Raw genomic sequence first — 17,164 nt, 5'->3', positions numbered from 1 at the left:
CACCCAGCCACCCAGCCACCCAGCCTGCGACCCCATGCCACTTGCGCAAAAAAATAAAAATTCGCACATCCGCCGACATAAAATTCTTTTTGTCATTTTCAGTGCTGTATCCTGCCAAGGCTTTTTGAGAGCGCGGAATCACCTGCGATTGATAAAACAGATCTTGCGAGGAGCGACGACGATGCACGAGATACCTAATCTCCCCTTCCCAAGCCTGCACCCAACTGAGCAGCCAACACCGCAGCAGGCCAGTGACAAACAGCCTGAAGCCAAAGAAGCAAAACCAGTCGACAGCAAACGCCAGGACTGACGCCGTACCAGACCGTGTGGAAAGCGCACTTCAAGCGCTTTCCACACTGCCTGAATCATCGAGACCCCCGCCATGACCGACACCCTCCCCGACACCCCCGACGCCGCAGTACTGGACGCTGCCTTGCAGATGATCGAAGTCTGGAACCGCCTCAGCGCCGACAAACAAGCCCTGCTGCTCAAGCGTTTTGGCACCCAGGAAAACGCCTTGGCCGCCCTGGTGACCACGCAAATGCTGGCCCCGCCTCAAGCCTGATGTCTTTTTGAGCTGACGTTTTGCTTTTTACCGCCCTGCACAAGCCAAAGCATCGGTATCATTAGCAGCCTATCTTTACCTGCTGCGACGGTGGACCTCCCCCATGCCAGATACCCAGCGCCCCATGGCGGTCACGCTGCAAGTCGTTTCCATCGTGCTGTTTACCTTTATCGGCTACCTCAACATCGGTATTCCCCTGGCCGTATTGCCGGGCTATGTGCACAGCCAACTGGGCTACGGCGCAGTTATCGCGGGCTTGGTAATCAGCGTGCAATACCTGGCCACCCTGCTGAGCCGTCCGTATGCAGGCAAAATCATCGATAACCTGGGCAGCAAGCGCGCGGTGCTGATCGGCTTGGTCGGTTGCGGCCTGAGCGGCGTGTTCATGTTGCTGGCGGCGTGGTTTTCCAGCCTGCCGGGCATCAGCCTGATCAGCCTGCTGATTGGCCGACTGGTGCTGGGCAGCGCGGAAAGCCTGGTGGGCTCTGGCGCCATCGGCTGGGGCATCGGCCGGGTCGGCGCCGCCAACACGGCCAAGGTCATCTCGTGGAATGGCATCGCCAGCTACGGCGCGCTGGCCATCGGTGCGCCGCTGGGTGTGCTGCTGGTCAGCCACTTGGGGCTGTGGAGCATGGGCGTCAGCATCATCCTGCTGGCGGTGCTCGGCGTGCTGTTGGCCTGGAACAAGGAAGCCGCGCCAATTGTGGCCGGCGTGCGCCTGCCCTTCATGAATGTGCTGGGCCGCGTGTTGCCACACGGCTGTGCCCTGGCGTTGGGTTCGATTGGTTTTGGCACCATCGCCACCTTTATCACCCTGTATTACACCACCCAGCATTGGGACAACGCGGTGTGGGCATTGAGCCTGTTCGGCGCCAGTTTTATCGGCGCGCGCCTGTTGTTCGGCAATTTGATCAACCGGATCGGCGGCTTTCGTGTGGCGATTGCCTGCCTGTCGGTAGAAGCCCTTGGCCTGTTGTTGCTATGGCTGGCACCCGACGCGCAATGGGCGCTGGCCGGTGCGGCGTTGAGTGGGTTTGGCTTTTCGCTGGTGTTTCCAGCACTGGGCGTAGAAGCCGTCAACCTGGTGCCGGCCTCCAGCCGTGGCGCGGCGGTGGGGGCTTATTCGCTGTTTATCGACTTGTCATTGGGTATCACCGGCCCACTGGCCGGGGCGGTGGCGGCAGGCTTCGGCTTTGCGTCGATATTCCTGTTTGCCGCCCTCGCGTCGGTCGGTGGTCTGCTGCTGAGTGTTTACCTGTACCGGCAAGCCCCCAAGGCCCGCGAGGCGAGAGGCGCCTAGAAGTCGACCTTGCCGCGCCCGGCCTTGATGCTGCCGCGCTTGGTCTTGGATTCCAGGCGACGCTTTTTCGAACCCAGGGTGGGTTTGGTCGGGCGGCGCTTTTTTTCGACCTTGGTGGCGCTGAGGATCAACTCCACCAGGCGCTCCAGCGCATCGGCACGGTTCTGTTCCTGAGTGCGGTATTGCTGAGCCTTGAGCACCAACACACCTTCACTGGTGATACGACTGTCACGCAGCGCCAGCAAACGCTCCTTATAGAACGCCGGCAACGATGAAGCCGGGATATCAAACCGCAGGTGCACCGCGCTCGACACCTTGTTGACGTTCTGCCCACCGGCGCCCTGGGCGCGAATGGCGGTCAACTCGATCTCGGCATCGGGCAAGTGCACGTTGTTGGAAATTACCAGCATCAATCAAAAACCTTAGGCAACGGGCCACAACAACATAAACAACAAGGACGCAGCAATATGAAAAGGCTATTCATCACTGTGCTCGGCACTTTATCACTCATTCAAACGCCACTGTCCGTCGCGGACACTGCCAACGGCAAAAACCTGTATTCACAGCGATGCGCCATGTGCCACGGCCCGGACCTCAAGGCCTCCGGGCCATTGGCCAGGAAAAGCAGCCCGCCCACGCCGGACCTCACAACGCCTGCTTTCAAAAAACGGCTGGCGGATTATCCGGGCGTTATTGTGTCTTCGGTGATCCTTCGCCCGAATGGCAACCTGATCCCAAAAACCCTGCAAGACAATGGCGTGAAGATTGCGCCGCATGCCTGGAGCGTCAAGGATTTTCGCGACTTGAACGCCTACATGAGTGGCGTTATTGCAAACAGCCGATGAATCGCATCGCAAAAAAATACCCCTCAATAGAGGGGTATTAATCGCCGATGGAGCGTCGCTTACTTCAGCGCTGCATTTGCCGTGGTCAATGCGGCTTCAGCACTGCGCTTGTTCTTGATCCAGTAACACACCGCCATGAACGCTACCCACACCGGGATTGCGTATACCGACACCTGAATCCCCGGAATCATCAGCATGATCACCAGGATAAACACCACGAACGCCAGGCAGATGTAATTGCCATACGGATACCACAGCGCCTTGAACAGCGGCACCTGGCCGGTGCGGTTCATGTGTTGGCGGAACTTGAAGTGCGAAAAGCTGATCATCGCCCAGTTGATTACCAGGGTGGCAACCACCAGCGACATCAACAACTCCAGCGCGTGTTGCGGGATGAAGTAGTTCATCAACACCGCCACCAGAGTGACCGCTGCCGAGGCGAGGATCGAGCGCACCGGCACGCCGCGCTTGTCGATTTTGGCCAATGCCTTGGGCGCATCACCCTGTTCAGCCATGCCCAGCAGCATGCGGCTGTTGCAGTAGGTGCCACTGTTGTACACCGACAATGCCGCCGTCAGCACCACAAAGTTGAGGATGTGCGCGGCGGTGTTGCTGCCCAGCATCGAGAACACCTGCACGAATGGGCTGCCGCTGTAGGCATCGCCGGACGCGTTAAGGGTCGCCAGCAGGCTGTCCCACGGCGTCAGCGACAACAGCACCACCAGGGCGCCGATGTAGAAAATCAGGATGCGGTAGATCACCTGATTGATCGCCTTGGGGATCACCGTACGTGGCTGATCGGCCTCAGCAGCGGTAAAACCGAGCATTTCCAGACCACCGAACGAGAACATGATGATCGCCATGGCCATCACCAAACCGCCGACGCCATGGGGGAAGAACCCACCGTGGTCCCACAGGTTGCTCACCGACGCTTGCGGACCGCCGCTGCCGCTGACCAGCAAATAGCTGCCCAGGGCAATCATGCCGACGATAGCCACGACTTTGATGATGGCGAACCAGAATTCGGCCTCACCGAAGACTTTGACGTTGGCCAGGTTGATCAGGTTGATCAATACGAAGAACGCCGCCGCCGAGACCCAGGTCGGGATCTCTGGCCACCAGTAGTGCACATACTTGCCGACCGCAGTCAGCTCCGACATGCCTACCAGGATGTACAAAATCCAGCAGTTCCAGCCCGACAGGAAGCCGGCGAAACCGCCCCAGTACTTATGGGCAAAGTGGCTGAAGGAACCGGCGACCGGCTCTTCGACGATCATTTCGCCGAGCTGGCGCATGATCATGAAGGCGATGAAGCCGCAGATGGCATAACCCAGGATCATCGAAGGGCCGGCGGATTTGAGCACGCCGGCCGAGCCCAGGAACAGGCCGGTGCCGATGGCGCCACCGAGGGCGATCAACTGGATATGCCGATTTTTCAGGCCGCGTTTCAGCTCGCCTGAAGAAGATTGGGGTCCACTCATGAAAAGGGTCTCACGCAAGGTTTGAGAATGTCGAATGCAGGTTGCTGCCTTGAATTACCGACTCAAGCAGCGCCGCTCAAACCCCAGCGCAGGCACCAGGAGTACAGCGTCTTTCTAACGGTCATGCGTCACCTGTTTGTTTTTATCTGTGACGAAATCGAACCCGTCCGACTCGTGGCCGCACGGAGTGATCAGGGTGGGTAAACCCTGAGGTCTTGGCCTTTTGCGTGGATACGCAAGGGGGTCACAGTAAAACGCGGCGCATTGTACACCGCTCGACAGCTTCAGCACGCCCCAACAGAGTGCACACACCAAACTGTAAGCTAATCCTTACAGCTGGACGGCACTCAGTAACACCCGGACAAACTCGTAAATTAAACGTTACACCCCGGAAAACCAGCGTTACAGGCAGACTTTTTCGTCAGCTAACGGAAAACTGTCAGTGGGAAGTTTTTGAAAAATCGGTTCAGCCAATTTGCTGTTTTTTCTGGATAAAAAAACACACTGAAAAAACAGAAGAAAAAATTCAAATGAGACCGTGTCAATAAATATTTTGCATTTCCAAACACTCTCTCCTAGGTTCTTTCACTTGCCAGCGAAGCCCGTTGGCAAGCCGTTCTCAAACAACGTCCTCTAGGAGAAATACCATGCAAGCACTGGAAAACGACCTGGAAACCGAACTGCAACTCGACGATTGGTTTGAAGCGCCGACCCATGAGGCCGCCGTTGAAATGATGCAAGCCGATGCCGTTGTGCCCTTTGGCACTGCGATGTGGCCTTTCTAACACCCGGCAGGCATCCGGCAGGTGCTGTGCACGGCACCTGCCCCCTTACCCAAGGCACAGAAGGACACCCGTCATGGACAAGGCCCGCGCCGTCGAACACTTCCTCTACTACCTCGCACACCACCCGGCACTCAACGGCCTGAGCCGCCCGACGGTGTTGCTGGGCCATACCGAGCGCTACGACGCCATCGCCGAAGCAATCACCCACAGCAGCGCCGCACGCTTCAACTTCCAATGCCAGCGCCTGGACCTCACGCCCAGCGACACCCTGGCCCACGCCATCGAAGCCTGCGACCTGTACCTGTTTCTGTATGACTCTTCGACCCTGCCCAACCCACGTGCCGAAGGCCCGGATTTTATTCGCGCCCTGCAAGGCGTGATGGCCGAACACTGGAAGAAATCCCTGCTGTTCAAGGATTATGGCGACTATTTCTACGACACCTTCAGCGTCGAGCCGCAGCGCATCGCCGACCTCAACGCTACGCTGATCCGGCGCATGTCCCAGGCCAACGTGCTGAGCTTTACCGACAAACACGGCTCCCGCCTTGAGGCGCCGCTGAGCAGCATCAAGAAGTGGACCAATATCAACGGGGTCGGCAACCACGACCTGGCACCAGGCGAAATCGCCACCCACAGCGAAGCCATCAATGGCCAGGTGCGGTTTGTTGGCACCTTCCTCAGCACCATACCGTTTGCGCGCAAATACGGCGTGCTGCAATCACCGCTGGAGCTGTGGATCGAGAACTCGACGGTTTGCAGCGTGGCCAGCGAGGTGCCAGGGCTGGCGGATGATTTCAACAAATACCTGAATGCCAACCCGTCCAACCGCCGTGTGGAGGAATTGGGGATTGGCACCAACGAGGGCGTAAAAGACTTGTATGCACGCAATGCCGGCTTCGAGGAGCGCCATTGCGGCCTGCACCTGGGCTTGGGTGGCGGGCAGAAAGGCAGCCATCACCTGGACCTGATCTTCGCCAGTGGCGTGTTGGCACTGGATGACAAGCCGGTGTTTGATGGCAGATTTGCGTTCTAAACACACCTCGTTGAAACAAAGCGGATCCCTGTGGGAGCTGGCTTGCCTGCGATAGCATCACTGCGGTTTGCCTGGTAAACCGAGGTGCCCGCATCGCAGGCAAGCCAGCTCCCACACTTGATTGGGTTACCAACTTTCAGAGCAAAAAAAAACGCCAACCCTAAGGTTGGCGTTTTTTTATACAGCGGTTAAATCACTGCGGCTTCTTGCGACCAAAACCCGGACGCTGACCGGAACCGGCCGGCGCGCCACGGCGCTTGCCCGACGGCTCGTCGGCGACCAGTTTCGGACCAGGGCGCTTGTTCGCCGCGGGCTTGGCTGGGCGCTTGGTGCTGGCGTTGTCCGCTGGGCGGTCCGCTTCACCACGGTTGCTACGGCCGCCGCTTGGCGCTTCACCACGGGCAGGGCGCGGAGTGCGTGGCGCACGCTCGCCTTCCTGACGCGATGGCGCGGTTGGGCGACGCTCGCCTTCGATGTGCGGCTCACGGGAGATACGCCCACCGGTCGCCGGTGCATTCAGCGCAGGGCGCAAGGTGCGTGCAACACGCTCGGTACGCGCCACAGGACGCGAGGATTTACGCTGCATACGCTCAAGCTTGTCTTTGCTCTTGGCGTTCATCTGCGGCATGGCCACCGGCGTCAGGCCGACTTCGGCACTGAGGATGTCGACTTCGTACTGGCTCATTTCGCGCCAGCGGCCCATCGGCAGGTCGGAGTTGAGGAACACCGGGCCGAAACGCACGCGCTTCAGGCGGCTGACCACCAGGCCCTGGGATTCCCACAGGCGACGTACTTCACGGTTACGGCCTTCCATCACCACGCAGTGGTACCAGTGGTTGAAACCTTCGCCACCGGGCGCCTGCTTGATGTCGGTGAACTTGGCCGGGCCGTCTTCCAGCACCACGCCAGCCTTCAGGCGTTCGATCATCTCGTCATCGACTTCGCCGCGTACACGTACAGCGTACTCACGGTCCATCTCGTAGGACGGGTGCATCAAGCGGTTGGCCAGCTCACCGTCGGTGGTGAACATCAGCAAGCCAGTGGTGTTGATGTCCAGGCGGCCGATGTTGATCCAGCGGCCTTCTTTGGGCTTGGGCATCTTGTCGAACACGGTCGGACGGCCTTCCGGGTCGTCACGGGTGCAGATCTCGCCGTCGGGCTTGTTGTACATGATCACGCGGCGCACCGATTCGGCGGCCTCTTCACGCTTGATGACTTTGCCATCAATGGTGATTGCATCGTGCAGGTCGACGCGCTGGCCGAGGGTAGCCTCGACGCCATTGACCTTGATGCGCTTCTGGGTGATCCAGGCTTCGACGTCGCGGCGTGAGCCCACGCCGATACGCGCCAGCACCTTTTGCAGTTTTTCGCCTGCTGGGCCGATTTCCTGGCTGTCGTTCTGGTCTTGGTCGTTCATCTTAAGCACCTCCCGGTGGGTCGATTCAGGCGTGGCCTGAAGAGTATTGAAAGCGGGGCTTTGGCCGAATAGATCGGCAAAGGGTCGCGAATCATACGCGCATGGCGCGGGTTTCGCATCACAGACTAGTCGATAAGGCCCAAGTCATCTGCTTTTCCGCCGACCGGTGGCGCCCAGGGCCAGCAGGCGCAGTTCGGCTTCGGCCAGAACGGTGCGTTTGTCGGCTTTGTCGAGCTTCTTCCAGGCGCGGATTTCGCGCTTGCTGCGGCCACAGCCGACGCAGATGTCATCGGCGAATTTGCAGATGCTGATGCAAGGGTCTTTGGTGGAACTCATTTGAATCCTCCCAGTAAGCTGGCTTTTCTGTGGGAGCTGGCTTGCCTGCGATGGCATCACCTCGGTACAACCGACAGACCGGGGCGCCCGCATCGCAGGCAAGCCAGCTCCCACAGGGTTTCCATGTGTCTGGCAGACCGGGTCAGTCCTCAAACTGGCGCCGTTCGGCTTCGATGGCTTCAGCCAGCGCCCGGGCTTCGTCTTCTTCATCGCTCAAAGGCGGCTGTTCAAGGGCGGCAACAGCGGCCAGGAGCTTTTCACGGGCTTCGGCCACGCCGAGGATGTCTTCTTCGGGTTCAGGCTCAGGTTCCGGTTCGACTTGCGGCTCACCCTCAACGTTCACCTGGGTTTCAGGCTCAGCCGCGCCATCACGCAGCAAGTCATCAAAGTCAGTCTTGATGCCCTGCTCCATATCATCCAGTTCAAGCAGCAAGGTATGGAAACTGGTTTCGTCCTTCGGCTCTTCCGGCTCGGCGGTGGCGTCGGCCAGCTCCTGCAAGCTGGCCGGCACCGGCGCGTCGTCGAAGTCGAGCACCGGCTCGGCTTCCATCTCGCGAAGTTCGGCAAGCGGCGGCAGGTCGTCGAGGTTTTTCAGGTTGAAGTGGTCGAGAAACACCTTGGTGGTGGCAAACATCGCCGGTTTGCCGGGCACGTCGCGGTAGCCGACAATGCGGATCCACTCGCGCTCCAGCAGTGTCTTGACGATATGGCTGTTGATCGCCACACCCCGCACATCCTCAATCTCGCCCCGCGTGATGGGCTGGCGGTAGGCAATCAGTGCCATGGTCTCCAGCATCGCGCGGGAATAACGCTGCGGGCGCTCTTCCCACAAGCGGCCGACCCACGGGGAAAATTTCTCACGGATCTGCAAGCGATAACCTGACGCCACTTCGCGCAGTTCAAAGGCGCGGCCGTCGCAGGACTTGCGCAGAATCTCCAGCGCCTTCTTGAACACCGGTGGTTCAGGGCGCTCGGCCTCTTCAAACAACTCGAACAAGCGTTCCAGGGATTGCGGTTTACCCGAGGCCAGGAGAAAGGCTTCCAGCAAGGGCGCCAGTTCGCGGGGTTCAGTCAGATTCATCGATTCAGCTCTTTATTCGGCTCGCGCCCGCACGTGGATAGCCGCAAAAGGCTCATTCTGGACCAGCTCGACCAAGGATTCCTTGACCAGTTCGAGGATGGCCATAAAGGTCACCACCACCCCCAGGCGCCCTTCCTCTTTGGTAAACAGCTCGACAAACGGCACAAAGCCGCCGCCCTTGAGGCGCTCCAGCACATCGCTCATGCGCTCGCGGGTCGACAGCGCTTCGCGGCTGACCTGGTGGCTTTCAAACATGTCACCCCGGCGCAGCACCTCGGCCATGGACATCAGCAATTCTTCCAGGCTCACATCCGGCAACAGCTTGCGCGCCCGGGCTTCCGGGGCATCGAGCTTGGGCACCACCACATCACGGCCCACGCGGCTCAAGCCGTCGATGCCTTCGGCGGCGGCCTTGAAGCGTTCATATTCTTGCAGACGGCGGATCAGCTCGGCCCGCGGGTCGTCTTCTTCGGCCTCAATGGTCTCGGAACGCGGCAACAGCATGCGCGACTTGATCTCGGCGAGCATGGCGGCCATCACCAGGTACTCGGCGGCCAATTCCAGGCGTACCGACTGCATCAACTCGACATACCCCATGTACTGGCGAGTGATTTCTGCCACCGGGATGTCGAGGATATTGATGTTCTGCTTGCGAATCAGGTACAGCAGCAAATCCAGCGGGCCTTCGAAGGCCTCAAGAAAGACCTCCAGCGCATCCGGCGGAATATACAGGTCCAGCGGCATTTCCATGACCGCCTGGCCATACACCATGGCAAATGGCAGTTCCTGCTGGGCGCCCGCCTGGGGATCAGCGGTTTCCACGGCCGACATTCAGGCCTCGACCATAAACGGCGTCGGGTCGCCGCAGCCCACGCGCACCACTTCCGGCTCGCCATCGGCCAGGTTGATCACAGTGGACGCCTTGTTGCCGCCGTAACCGCCGTCAATGATCAGATCGACGTGTTTTTCCAGCAGGCGGCGCATCTCGTAAGGGTCGTACAGCGGCTCTTCTTCACCGGGCAAAATCAGCGACACGCTCATCAACGGCTCACCCAGTTCTGCCAGCAACGCCAGGGCAATCGGGTGCTCGGGCACACGCAGGCCGATGGTGCGCTTTTTGGGGTGCAGCAACAGGCGCGGCACTTCGCGGGTGGCATTCAGAATAAAGGTGTACGGCCCCGGCGTGTGCGCCTTGAGCAGGCGGAAGGTGCCGGTGTCGACTTTGGCGAACAGCCCTAGTTGCGACAAGTCGCTGCAGATCAGCGCAAAGTTGTGGTTTTTGTCCAGGTCACGCAGGCGTCTGACCCGTTCAACTGCGCTCTTGTCGCCGATCTGGCAACCAATGGCGTAGGACGAATCCGTTGGGTAGATCACCACGCCACCGGCGCGAATGATCTCCACGGCCTGTTTAATCAGGCGCGCTTGAGGGTTTTCCGGATGAATCTGGAAGAATTGACTCACGTGTTCTACCTGTTCAGACGGTGGCAATAATGGGGTCATGCTTGAATCGCCCCCACAACAGCGGCAAGTCTTCCGGGACCTGGCGGTACTCGCCAATCTCGGACCAGCCGCCTGGGCCATGAAAATCACTGCCGGCGCTGACCAGCAGACCAAATTCGCGAGCAAGAATCGCCAGGCTGCCCACCTGCTCAGCGGGTTGATGCCCGTTGACCACTTCGATTGCGTGGCCGCCCGCTCCAATATAGTCGGCAATCAGCTTGCGGCGCTTGCTGCGGGTGAAATCGTAATGCCAGGGATGCGCCAGGCTCACCCAGGCTCCGGAGGCACGCAATGTGCCGACTGTATCTTCCAGCGTCGGCCAGTGTTGCTTCACATCACCCAACTTGCCGGCGCCCAGCCATTTGCGAAACGCTTCGGCGCGGTCCTTGACGAAACCTTCACGCACCATCCAGTCGGCAAAGTGCGGGCGGGCCGGTGCGTTGCCGCTGTCGCCCAGCTCTTGCTGGATGGCGCGGGCGCCGTCGAGCGCATTGGGCATGCCTTTAAGGCTGAGCTTGCGGCTTATTTCTTCGGACCTCAGCCAACGGCCATCGTGCAATTGGGCGATGGCCGCCACCAAAGGCGCGGCGTTTTGATCGAAGCCGTAGCCGAGCACATGAATGGTGGCGCCGCCCCAGGTACAGGACAATTCCACGCCGTTGACCAGTTGCATGCCCAAGGCATGCGCCGCCGTGCGGGCCTCGTCGAGGCCTTCGAGGGTGTCGTGGTCGGTCAACGACAAGACTCGCACGCCTTTTTCAAACGCACGCGCAACCAGTACCGCGGGCGCCAGGGCGCCATCGGAGGCCGTGCTGTGGCAGTGCAAATCAACATTCACGGGAGTGTGTAACCTCAAGTCAGCTGGCGCTTTCGCTACCAAGGATGTTTGTTATTATGCCGCCACATCCAGCTTCTGGCTCTTACTGTGAAACAATTCATCGACTTCATCCCGCTGTTGCTGTTTTTCATCGTTACCAAACTCGACCCCAGGGTCATCGATATCGCCGGTCATCCGCTCTCGTTCGGGGGCATCTACAGCGCCACTGCCGTGCTGATCGTCAGTTCTATCGTAGTCTACGGCGCCATTTTCATTTCCCAGCGCAAACTGGAAAAAAGCCAATGGCTCACCCTGGTTGCCTGCCTGGTGTTCGGCGGCCTGACCCTGGCCTTTCACAGCGAAACCTTCCTTAAATGGAAAGCCCCGGTAGTGAACTGGCTGTTCGCGCTGGTGTTTATCGGCAGCCACTTCATTGGTGACCGCTTGTTGATCAAGCGCATCATGGGCCACGCGCTGACCCTGCCGGAGCCGGTATGGACGCGTTTGAACGTGGCCTGGATCGTGTTTTTCCTGTTCTGCGGCGCCGCCAACCTGTTCGTGGCCTTTACCTTCCAGGATTACTGGGTCGACTTCAAAGTCTTCGGTAGCCTGGGCATGACCGTATTGTTCCTGATCGGCCAAGGTATCTACCTGTCGCGCCATCTGCATGACACCGCCCCTACCACGCCGAAAACCGAGGACTGACATGCTCTACGCCATCATTGCCACCGACGTTGCCGATTCGCTGGAAAAACGCCTGAGCGTACGCCCGGCGCACGTTGAGCGCCTGAAAACCCTGCAAGCCGAAGGTCGCCTGGTGATCGCAGGCCCGCACCCGGCCGTCGATAGCAATGACCCAGGCGCCGCCGGCTTCACCGGCAGCCTGATCATTGCCGAGTTCGCCTCCCTTGCCGACGCAAAGGCCTGGGCCAACGCCGACCCGTACATCGCCGCGGGCGTCTACGCTGATGTAGTGATCAAGCCGTTCAAGCAAGTCCTGCCTTAAGCCCGGCTGCGCTGAACCTAATCGGTTCGGCGCGCTCCTAATTGCTCATTATTCTCGGTAACCTGCCGACAACGTTCTGAATATTCGTGTGGAATCAGGAGTTCCGATGCGCTTACGTCCGTTGTGTCTGTTGGCAGTGTTAATGATCGGGGCGAGCGCCCATGCGGAAGAAACCTCAAACACCGGCAGCTCCACGCCCTTGTCCCTGAGTGTCGGCAGCCAGATCACCGAGTTGCAGCAACGCTTGAAAGAAAGCGAACGGCTGCGTGAAGAACTGAGCAAACAACTGCAAAGTGCAGATACTGCTCGCGAAAGCGCCCAACTGAGTCGCTTGCGCCAGGAGAACCAACGCCTGGTACAGCAACTCAAAGAGACACAAGGCGGCGCCTTGACCCGCTGGCTGACCGAGCAACAACAGTGGTTTGTCACGGGCGCGGCCGTCGCACTGATCGCCCTGCTGTGCGGGATCTTCGCCAGTGGTGGGCACCGTCGCCGTCGACAATGGCTAAATTGAGTGAGTCATGAGCGAGCTGTTACTGATAGATGATGACCAGGAGCTCTGTGAGCTGCTGACCAGTTGGCTGAGCCAGGAAGGTTTCCAGGTGCGCGCCTGCCACGACGGCGTGAGCGCGCGCAAAGCCCTGGCCGAAGCCGCACCCGCCGCCGTCGTGCTTGACGTGATGCTGCCGGATGGCAGTGGCCTGGAGTTGCTCAAGCAATTGCGCAATGACCACCCGGAATTGCCGGTGGTGATGCTCTCGGCCCGTGGCGAACCGCTGGACCGTATCCTCGGCCTGGAACTGGGTGCCGACGATTACCTGGCCAAGCCCTGTGACCCGCGCGAGCTGACTGCGCGCCTGCGCGCCGTGCTGCGCCGCAGCCACCCGGCCGCCGTGTCGACGCAGATGGAACTGGGCGATTTGTGCTTCAGCCCGGTGCGCGGTGTGGTCAGCATCGACGAGCAGGAATTCACCCTCACCGTGTCCGAAAGCCGCCTGCTCGAAGCCTTGCTGCGCCAGCCCGGCGAGCCGCTGGACAAGCAGGAACTGGCGCAGATCGCCCTGGGCCGCAAGCTCACTCTGTACGACCGCAGCCTGGACATGCACGTGAGCAACCTGCGCAAAAAGATCGGCCCACACCCGGATGGTCGGCCACGGATCGTGGCGCTGCGCAGCCGCGGCTACTACTACAGCCTTTAATGATCGTTTAAAGATCGTTCCCACGCTCCGCGTGGTAATGCCGCCGGGGACGCTCTGCGTCCCGCTGTGTACGCCGGTGACGCAGAGCGTCACGGTATGCATTCCCACGCAGAGCGTGGGAACGATCAATTGCCCTGTGGGAGCTGGCTTGCCTGCGATAGCGCAGGGTCAGCTTGCATCTATGTAGCTGACCCGCCGCATTCGCAGGCAAGCCAGCTCCCACACTTGATCGCATCAATCCGACAGTTTTGTCAGTTCACATCAAAACCCTCTTTACCCAAGCTTTACCCTCCCCTGACCGCCGCTGACCTTGCGCTGCGTAACCTACTCACATCCGGACTCACCGGAATAGAGACAGGAGAAACACCATGCGCAAGACCCTTATCGCTCTGATGTTCGCCGCTGCCCTGCCGACCGTTGCCATGGCCGCAATGCCAGAAGGCCCAGGCCCGATGGGCGGCCCAGAAGGCCACATGATGGGTGGCCCGGGCCACGGCGGTGAACACGGTCCGCGTGGCAAAGGCGGCCCCTTCAGCCAGCTGGACCTGACCAAGGAACAGCGCCAGCAAATCGGCAAATTGATGGGTGACCAATGGCACGCCCGCAAAGACCTGGTCAAAAAGTACCTGGACAAGCTGCCGGCTGCTGACCAGAAAGCCATGCAGGATGAAATCGCCGCCGGCAAACAGAAAACCCAGGCTGACATCCGTGCCGTGCTAAAACCCGATCAACAGAAGAAATTCGACGAGATCGTCAAGAAGCAAGCCGAGCGCCGCGCCGAGTGGAAGGAATTCCAGGCCTGGAAAGCGCAACAGCCGCAAAAAGCGCAATAATGCTCTAGCGTTACCTCCCCAGCCCAGTGGCTCACGCCGCTGGGCTTTTCCTGCTTGAGGGTTTCCTGTGCGTTCATTGTTCTGGCGCATCCTGGCCAGTTTCTGGCTGGCCATCGCCTTGGTTGCCGGGCTGTCGATCCTGCTTGGGCACATGCTCAACCAGGACGCCTGGATTCTCAGCCGCCATCCCGGCCTCAACAACCTGGCGCAAGAGTGGACGCAACTCTACGAAGCCCAAGGTGAGGACGCCGCCCAGGATTTGCTGCAACAACGCAAACGCCAGTACCACATCGACGTGCAGGTACTCAACGAAAGCGGCGACCCGGTGGTACGCGGCACGTTCCCACGTCGCGCCGCCGCCTTCGAAGCCCGCCAGAATGACAACCAGGACAGCCACTTGCCCTGGCGCCGCCTGACCGCCGAGTACACCAGTGAAAAAACCGGGGACACGTACCTGCTGATCTACCGCATCCCCAACCCGGAACTGGACGCCTGGCACCGCAGCAGCCTGCTGTGGCCGTTTAGCGCGCTGGCGATTGCCCTGGTGGTACTGACGTTGTTCAGCCTGCTGGTGACCTTGTCCATCACCCGCCCACTCAGCCGCCTGCGCGGTGCGGTGCATGACCTGGGCCAGACCACCTATCAGCAAAACAGCCTGGCGCAACTGGCCAACCGCCGCGATGAGTTCGGCGTGCTCGCCACCGACTTCAACCGCATGGGCGCGCGCCTGCAAAGCCTGATCGGCAGCCAGCGCCAGTTGCTGCGCGATGTGTCCCACGAACTGCGCTCACCGCTGGCCCGCCTGCGTATTGCCCTGGCCCTGGCCGAACGCGCCAGCCCGGAAGAACGCGAACGGCTGTGGCCGCGCCTGACCCGCGAGTGCGACCGCCTGGAAGCGCTGATCAGCGAGATTCTGGTGCTGGCCCGCGTGGATGCCGACAACGCCAGCGCCGAAGACGTCGACCTCACCCCACTGCTCAGGACCTTGCAAAAGGATGCCCAACTCAGTGCGCCGGAACAGATGGTGCAACTGAGCGCCGAGCCCGAGCTGCACCTCAAGGGCTGGCCGACCATGATCGAGCGCGCCGTGGACAACCTGCTGCGTAACGCCCAGCGCTTTAACCCCGTGGGCCAGCCGATCGAGCTAAGCGCCCGGCACCAGGGCGAGCGCATCCTGATCAGCGTGCGCGACCACGGCCCCGGCGTTGAAGCCGAACACCTGAGCCAGTTGGGCGAGCCGTTTTATCGCGCGCCTGGCCAGGCCGCACAAGGCCACGGGCTGGGCCTGGCGATTGCCCGTCGCGCCGCCGAACGCCATGGCGGCAGCCTGATCCTGGGCAATCACCCGGACGGCGGTTTTATCGCCAGCATCGACTTGCCGTTGGAGCCGGGAGTGGTCACAGCCGTGTGAGGATCTTCTATAGTGGCCCTTCTCTAACGGAGGGCCTTTGATGACTGACCTGCTGACATCCATCCAAGCCGCACTCGATCTACCGCAAACCCCGCTGACGTTTACCGAGGCCGGCGCCCTGCCCTCGACCTTTGCCGTAACCGAACTGGCCAGCGCCAGCCTCGGCGCTGCCGGCCAGGCGGTTGCTCAACTTATCCAGCAACAGACCGGACGCTTGCCCAGCGTAAGCGTGGACCGGCGCCTCGCTTCCTTCTGGTTCTCCTCCTCGATTCGCCCGGTGGGCTGGCAAGTACCGCCGCTGTGGGACCCGGTAGCCGGCGACTACGCCAGCGCCGACGGCTGGATCCGTTTGCATACCAATGCGCCCCACCACCGTGCCGCTGCCGAGCGCGTGCTGGGCAAGGTCAAGGACCGCGCCGAGATGGCCAGTAAAGTCGCGACCTGGAACGCCGCCGAACTGGAACAGGCGATCGTCGATGCCGGCGGTTGCGCGGCGCAGATGCGTACATGGCAGGCCTGGCAAACCCATCCGCAAGGGTTGGCGGTGAACGCCGAGGCATTGGTGCAGCGCCAGGCCTTCGACACCCCCTGCGACAAACCTTGGCTCGGCTCGGTGGCACGCCCACTGGCCGGCATCAAGGTGCTGGATTTGACCCGCGTGTTGGCCGGCCCCGTGGCCAGCCGTTTTCTCGCAGGTTTGGGCGCAGATGTACTGCGCATCGACTCGCCGACCTGGAACGAGCCCGGCGTAGTACCGGAAATGACCCTGGGCAAACGCTGCGCACGCCTGGACCTTAAAAGTGCTGAAGACCGCCAGGTGTTCGAAAGCTTGCTCAAGGACGCCGACATCCTGTTCCACGGCTACCGCGCCGACGCACTGGAGCAGTTGGGCTACACCGCCACTGAACTGCAAAACCTCGCCCCCGGCCTGATCGACGTGAGCCTCAACGCCTACGGCTGGAGCGGCCCGTGGCGTAACCGTCGCGGCTTCGACAGTTTGGTACAGATGAGCAGCGGGATTGCCGACGCTGGCATGGCGTGGAAACAGGCAGATAAACCGGTGCCGCTGCCGTTGCAGGCACTGGATCATGCGACCGGGTATTTGATGGCGGCCAGTGCGATTCAAGCGTTGAGTGAGCGGTTTGAAACCGGGCGCGGTGGTTCGGCGCAATTGTCATTGGCGCGCACGGCGAAATTGCTGGTGGAGGCCGGGCACGTGCCGGAGCAGCCGGCGTTGCGGGCTGAAGAACCGGGCGATCAGGGCTTGGTGGTGGAGCAAACGGCGTGGGGCCAGGCGCATCGTTTGCTGGCGCCGGTGACCATCAGTGGCACGCCGTTGCAGTGGGATTTGCCCGCCGGCGAATTGGGCTCACATCGGGCTCAGTGGTGACTTGAGATCGCTATCGCAGGCAAGCCAGCTCCCACATTGGATGTGTGAACACAGTCAAATGTGGGACCTGGCTCTCACACATTGAAAGTGTGGTCACAGTCAAATGTGGAAGCTGGCTCTCACACATTGAAAGTGTGGTCACAGTCAAATGTGGAAGCTGGCTCT

Annotated in this window: 21 protein-coding genes; 12 read left to right on the top strand and 9 right to left on the bottom strand. The window is 60.6% G+C overall.

What is annotated here, in order from left to right:
• Nucleotides 1–187, bottom strand: a 187-nt coding sequence (locus AOA62_RS32235; protein WP_218244145.1) for a hypothetical protein, incomplete at its 3' end; no start/stop codon positions are given.
• A 195-nt stretch (nt 188–382) separates the two neighbouring features.
• Here AOA62_RS32235 and AOA62_RS18905 point away from each other — a divergent pair.
• Together AOA62_RS18905 and AOA62_RS18900 are read left to right on the top strand one after the other, a co-directional pair.
• Nucleotides 383–565 (top strand): hypothetical protein, encoded by a 183-nt coding sequence (locus AOA62_RS18905; protein ID WP_017139170.1) that lies wholly within the window; start codon nt 383–385, stop codon nt 563–565.
• 103 nt (nt 566–668) lie between these two features.
• Nucleotides 669–1,865: an MFS transporter gene (locus AOA62_RS18900; protein WP_099549416.1), complete on the top strand. Its 1,197-nt coding sequence runs from the start codon at nt 669–671 to the stop codon at nt 1,863–1,865.
• Here AOA62_RS18900 and arfB read toward each other — a convergent pair.
• A complete protein-coding gene (gene arfB, locus AOA62_RS18895) occupies nt 1,862–2,275 on the bottom strand; it encodes an alternative ribosome rescue aminoacyl-tRNA hydrolase ArfB (protein WP_017139168.1) in 414 nt (137 codons plus the stop codon). The two genes, AOA62_RS18900 and arfB, sit on opposite strands and share 4 nt — an antisense overlap.
• 57 nt (nt 2,276–2,332) lie before the next feature.
• On the opposite strand from arfB, the gene AOA62_RS18890 reads away from it, so the two are divergent.
• A complete protein-coding gene (locus AOA62_RS18890) occupies nt 2,333–2,710 on the top strand; it encodes a cytochrome c (RefSeq protein ID WP_099549415.1) in 378 nt (125 codons plus the stop codon).
• Between the two features lie 59 nt (nt 2,711–2,769).
• Here the strand turns inward: AOA62_RS18890 and AOA62_RS18885 are convergent, their stop codons facing one another.
• Nucleotides 2,770–4,191 (bottom strand): amino acid permease, encoded by a 1,422-nt coding sequence (locus tag AOA62_RS18885; protein WP_017139166.1) that lies wholly within the window; start codon nt 4,189–4,191, stop codon nt 2,770–2,772.
• A 647-nt stretch (nt 4,192–4,838) separates the two neighbouring features.
• On the opposite strand from AOA62_RS18885, the gene AOA62_RS32055 reads away from it, so the two are divergent.
• Together AOA62_RS32055 and AOA62_RS18875 are read left to right on the top strand one after the other, a co-directional pair.
• A complete protein-coding gene (locus AOA62_RS32055; RefSeq protein ID WP_003175756.1) occupies nt 4,839–4,976 on the top strand; it encodes a hypothetical protein in 138 nt (45 codons plus the stop codon).
• Between the two features lie 73 nt (nt 4,977–5,049).
• Complete coding sequence (locus AOA62_RS18875) at nt 5,050–6,009, top strand: hypothetical protein (protein ID WP_017139165.1); 960 nt, start codon at nt 5,050–5,052, stop codon at nt 6,007–6,009.
• Between the two features lie 193 nt (nt 6,010–6,202).
• On the opposite strand, the gene rluB is transcribed toward AOA62_RS18875, so the two are convergent.
• The 6 genes from rluB to AOA62_RS18845 all read right to left on the bottom strand — a co-directional run bounded on the left by rluB (nt 6,203) and on the right by AOA62_RS18845 (nt 11,181).
• Nucleotides 6,203–7,426 carry a 23S rRNA pseudouridine(2605) synthase RluB gene (gene rluB / locus AOA62_RS18870; RefSeq protein WP_017139164.1) on the bottom strand — a complete coding sequence of 408 codons (1,224 nt, stop codon included), beginning with the start codon at nt 7,424–7,426 and terminating at the stop codon, nt 6,203–6,205.
• Nucleotides 7,427–7,570: 144 nt separating this feature from the next.
• On the bottom strand, nt 7,571–7,762 hold the full coding sequence (locus AOA62_RS18865; RefSeq protein ID WP_099549414.1) for a DUF1289 domain-containing protein: 192 nt from the start codon (nt 7,760–7,762) through the stop codon (nt 7,571–7,573).
• Between the two features lie 142 nt (nt 7,763–7,904).
• Entirely contained in the window at nt 7,905–8,843 is a 939-nt protein-coding gene (gene scpB / locus AOA62_RS18860; RefSeq protein WP_099549413.1) for an SMC-Scp complex subunit ScpB, read from the bottom strand.
• Nucleotides 8,844–8,855: 12 nt separating this feature from the next.
• The gene (locus AOA62_RS18855; protein ID WP_169875663.1) at nt 8,856–9,554 is read right to left on the bottom strand and encodes a ScpA family protein; all 699 of its coding nucleotides are present in this window, start codon (nt 9,552–9,554) and stop codon (nt 8,856–8,858) included.
• A gap of 120 nt (nt 9,555–9,674) precedes the next feature.
• Nucleotides 9,675–10,304 carry an L-threonylcarbamoyladenylate synthase gene (locus tag AOA62_RS18850; protein ID WP_017139161.1) on the bottom strand — a complete coding sequence of 210 codons (630 nt, stop codon included), beginning with the start codon at nt 10,302–10,304 and terminating at the stop codon, nt 9,675–9,677.
• A gap of 13 nt (nt 10,305–10,317) precedes the next feature.
• The gene (locus tag AOA62_RS18845; protein WP_099549411.1) at nt 10,318–11,181 is read right to left on the bottom strand and encodes a PHP domain-containing protein; all 864 of its coding nucleotides are present in this window, start codon (nt 11,179–11,181) and stop codon (nt 10,318–10,320) included.
• Nucleotides 11,182–11,268: 87 nt separating this feature from the next.
• On the opposite strand from AOA62_RS18845, the gene AOA62_RS18840 reads away from it, so the two are divergent.
• From AOA62_RS18840 to AOA62_RS18810, 7 genes are all read left to right on the top strand, one after another.
• Nucleotides 11,269–11,865 (top strand): septation protein A, encoded by a 597-nt coding sequence (locus AOA62_RS18840; RefSeq protein ID WP_099549410.1) that lies wholly within the window; start codon nt 11,269–11,271, stop codon nt 11,863–11,865.
• 1 nt (nt 11,866) lies between these two features.
• Nucleotides 11,867–12,166 (top strand): YciI family protein, encoded by a 300-nt coding sequence (locus AOA62_RS18835; protein ID WP_017139159.1) that lies wholly within the window; start codon nt 11,867–11,869, stop codon nt 12,164–12,166.
• Between the two features lie 106 nt (nt 12,167–12,272).
• Nucleotides 12,273–12,680, top strand: coding sequence for a translation initiation factor 2 (locus AOA62_RS18830; RefSeq protein ID WP_099549409.1), 408 nt, complete (start codon nt 12,273–12,275; stop codon nt 12,678–12,680).
• 7 nt (nt 12,681–12,687) lie between these two features.
• Complete coding sequence (locus tag AOA62_RS18825) at nt 12,688–13,365, top strand: response regulator transcription factor (RefSeq protein WP_017139157.1); 678 nt, start codon at nt 12,688–12,690, stop codon at nt 13,363–13,365.
• Between the two features lie 368 nt (nt 13,366–13,733).
• Nucleotides 13,734–14,198, top strand: a complete 465-nt coding sequence (locus AOA62_RS18820) for an LTXXQ domain-containing protein (RefSeq protein ID WP_017139156.1) — start codon at nt 13,734–13,736, stop codon at nt 14,196–14,198.
• 67 nt (nt 14,199–14,265) lie between these two features.
• The gene (locus tag AOA62_RS18815; protein WP_017139155.1) at nt 14,266–15,609 is read left to right on the top strand and encodes a HAMP domain-containing sensor histidine kinase; all 1,344 of its coding nucleotides are present in this window, start codon (nt 14,266–14,268) and stop codon (nt 15,607–15,609) included.
• A gap of 40 nt (nt 15,610–15,649) precedes the next feature.
• Nucleotides 15,650–16,999, top strand: a complete 1,350-nt coding sequence (locus AOA62_RS18810) for a CoA transferase (RefSeq protein ID WP_099549408.1) — start codon at nt 15,650–15,652, stop codon at nt 16,997–16,999.
• Nucleotides 17,000–17,164 lie beyond the last annotated feature (165 nt).

The sequence above is a fragment of the Pseudomonas sp. 2995-3 genome (genome assembly GCF_002742565.1).
GTDB classification, from domain to species: domain Bacteria; phylum Pseudomonadota; class Gammaproteobacteria; order Pseudomonadales; family Pseudomonadaceae; genus Aquipseudomonas; species Aquipseudomonas edaphica.
Note: the sequence above shows the minus strand (reverse complement) of the source record. Positions and strands in the feature narration are given on the sequence as shown.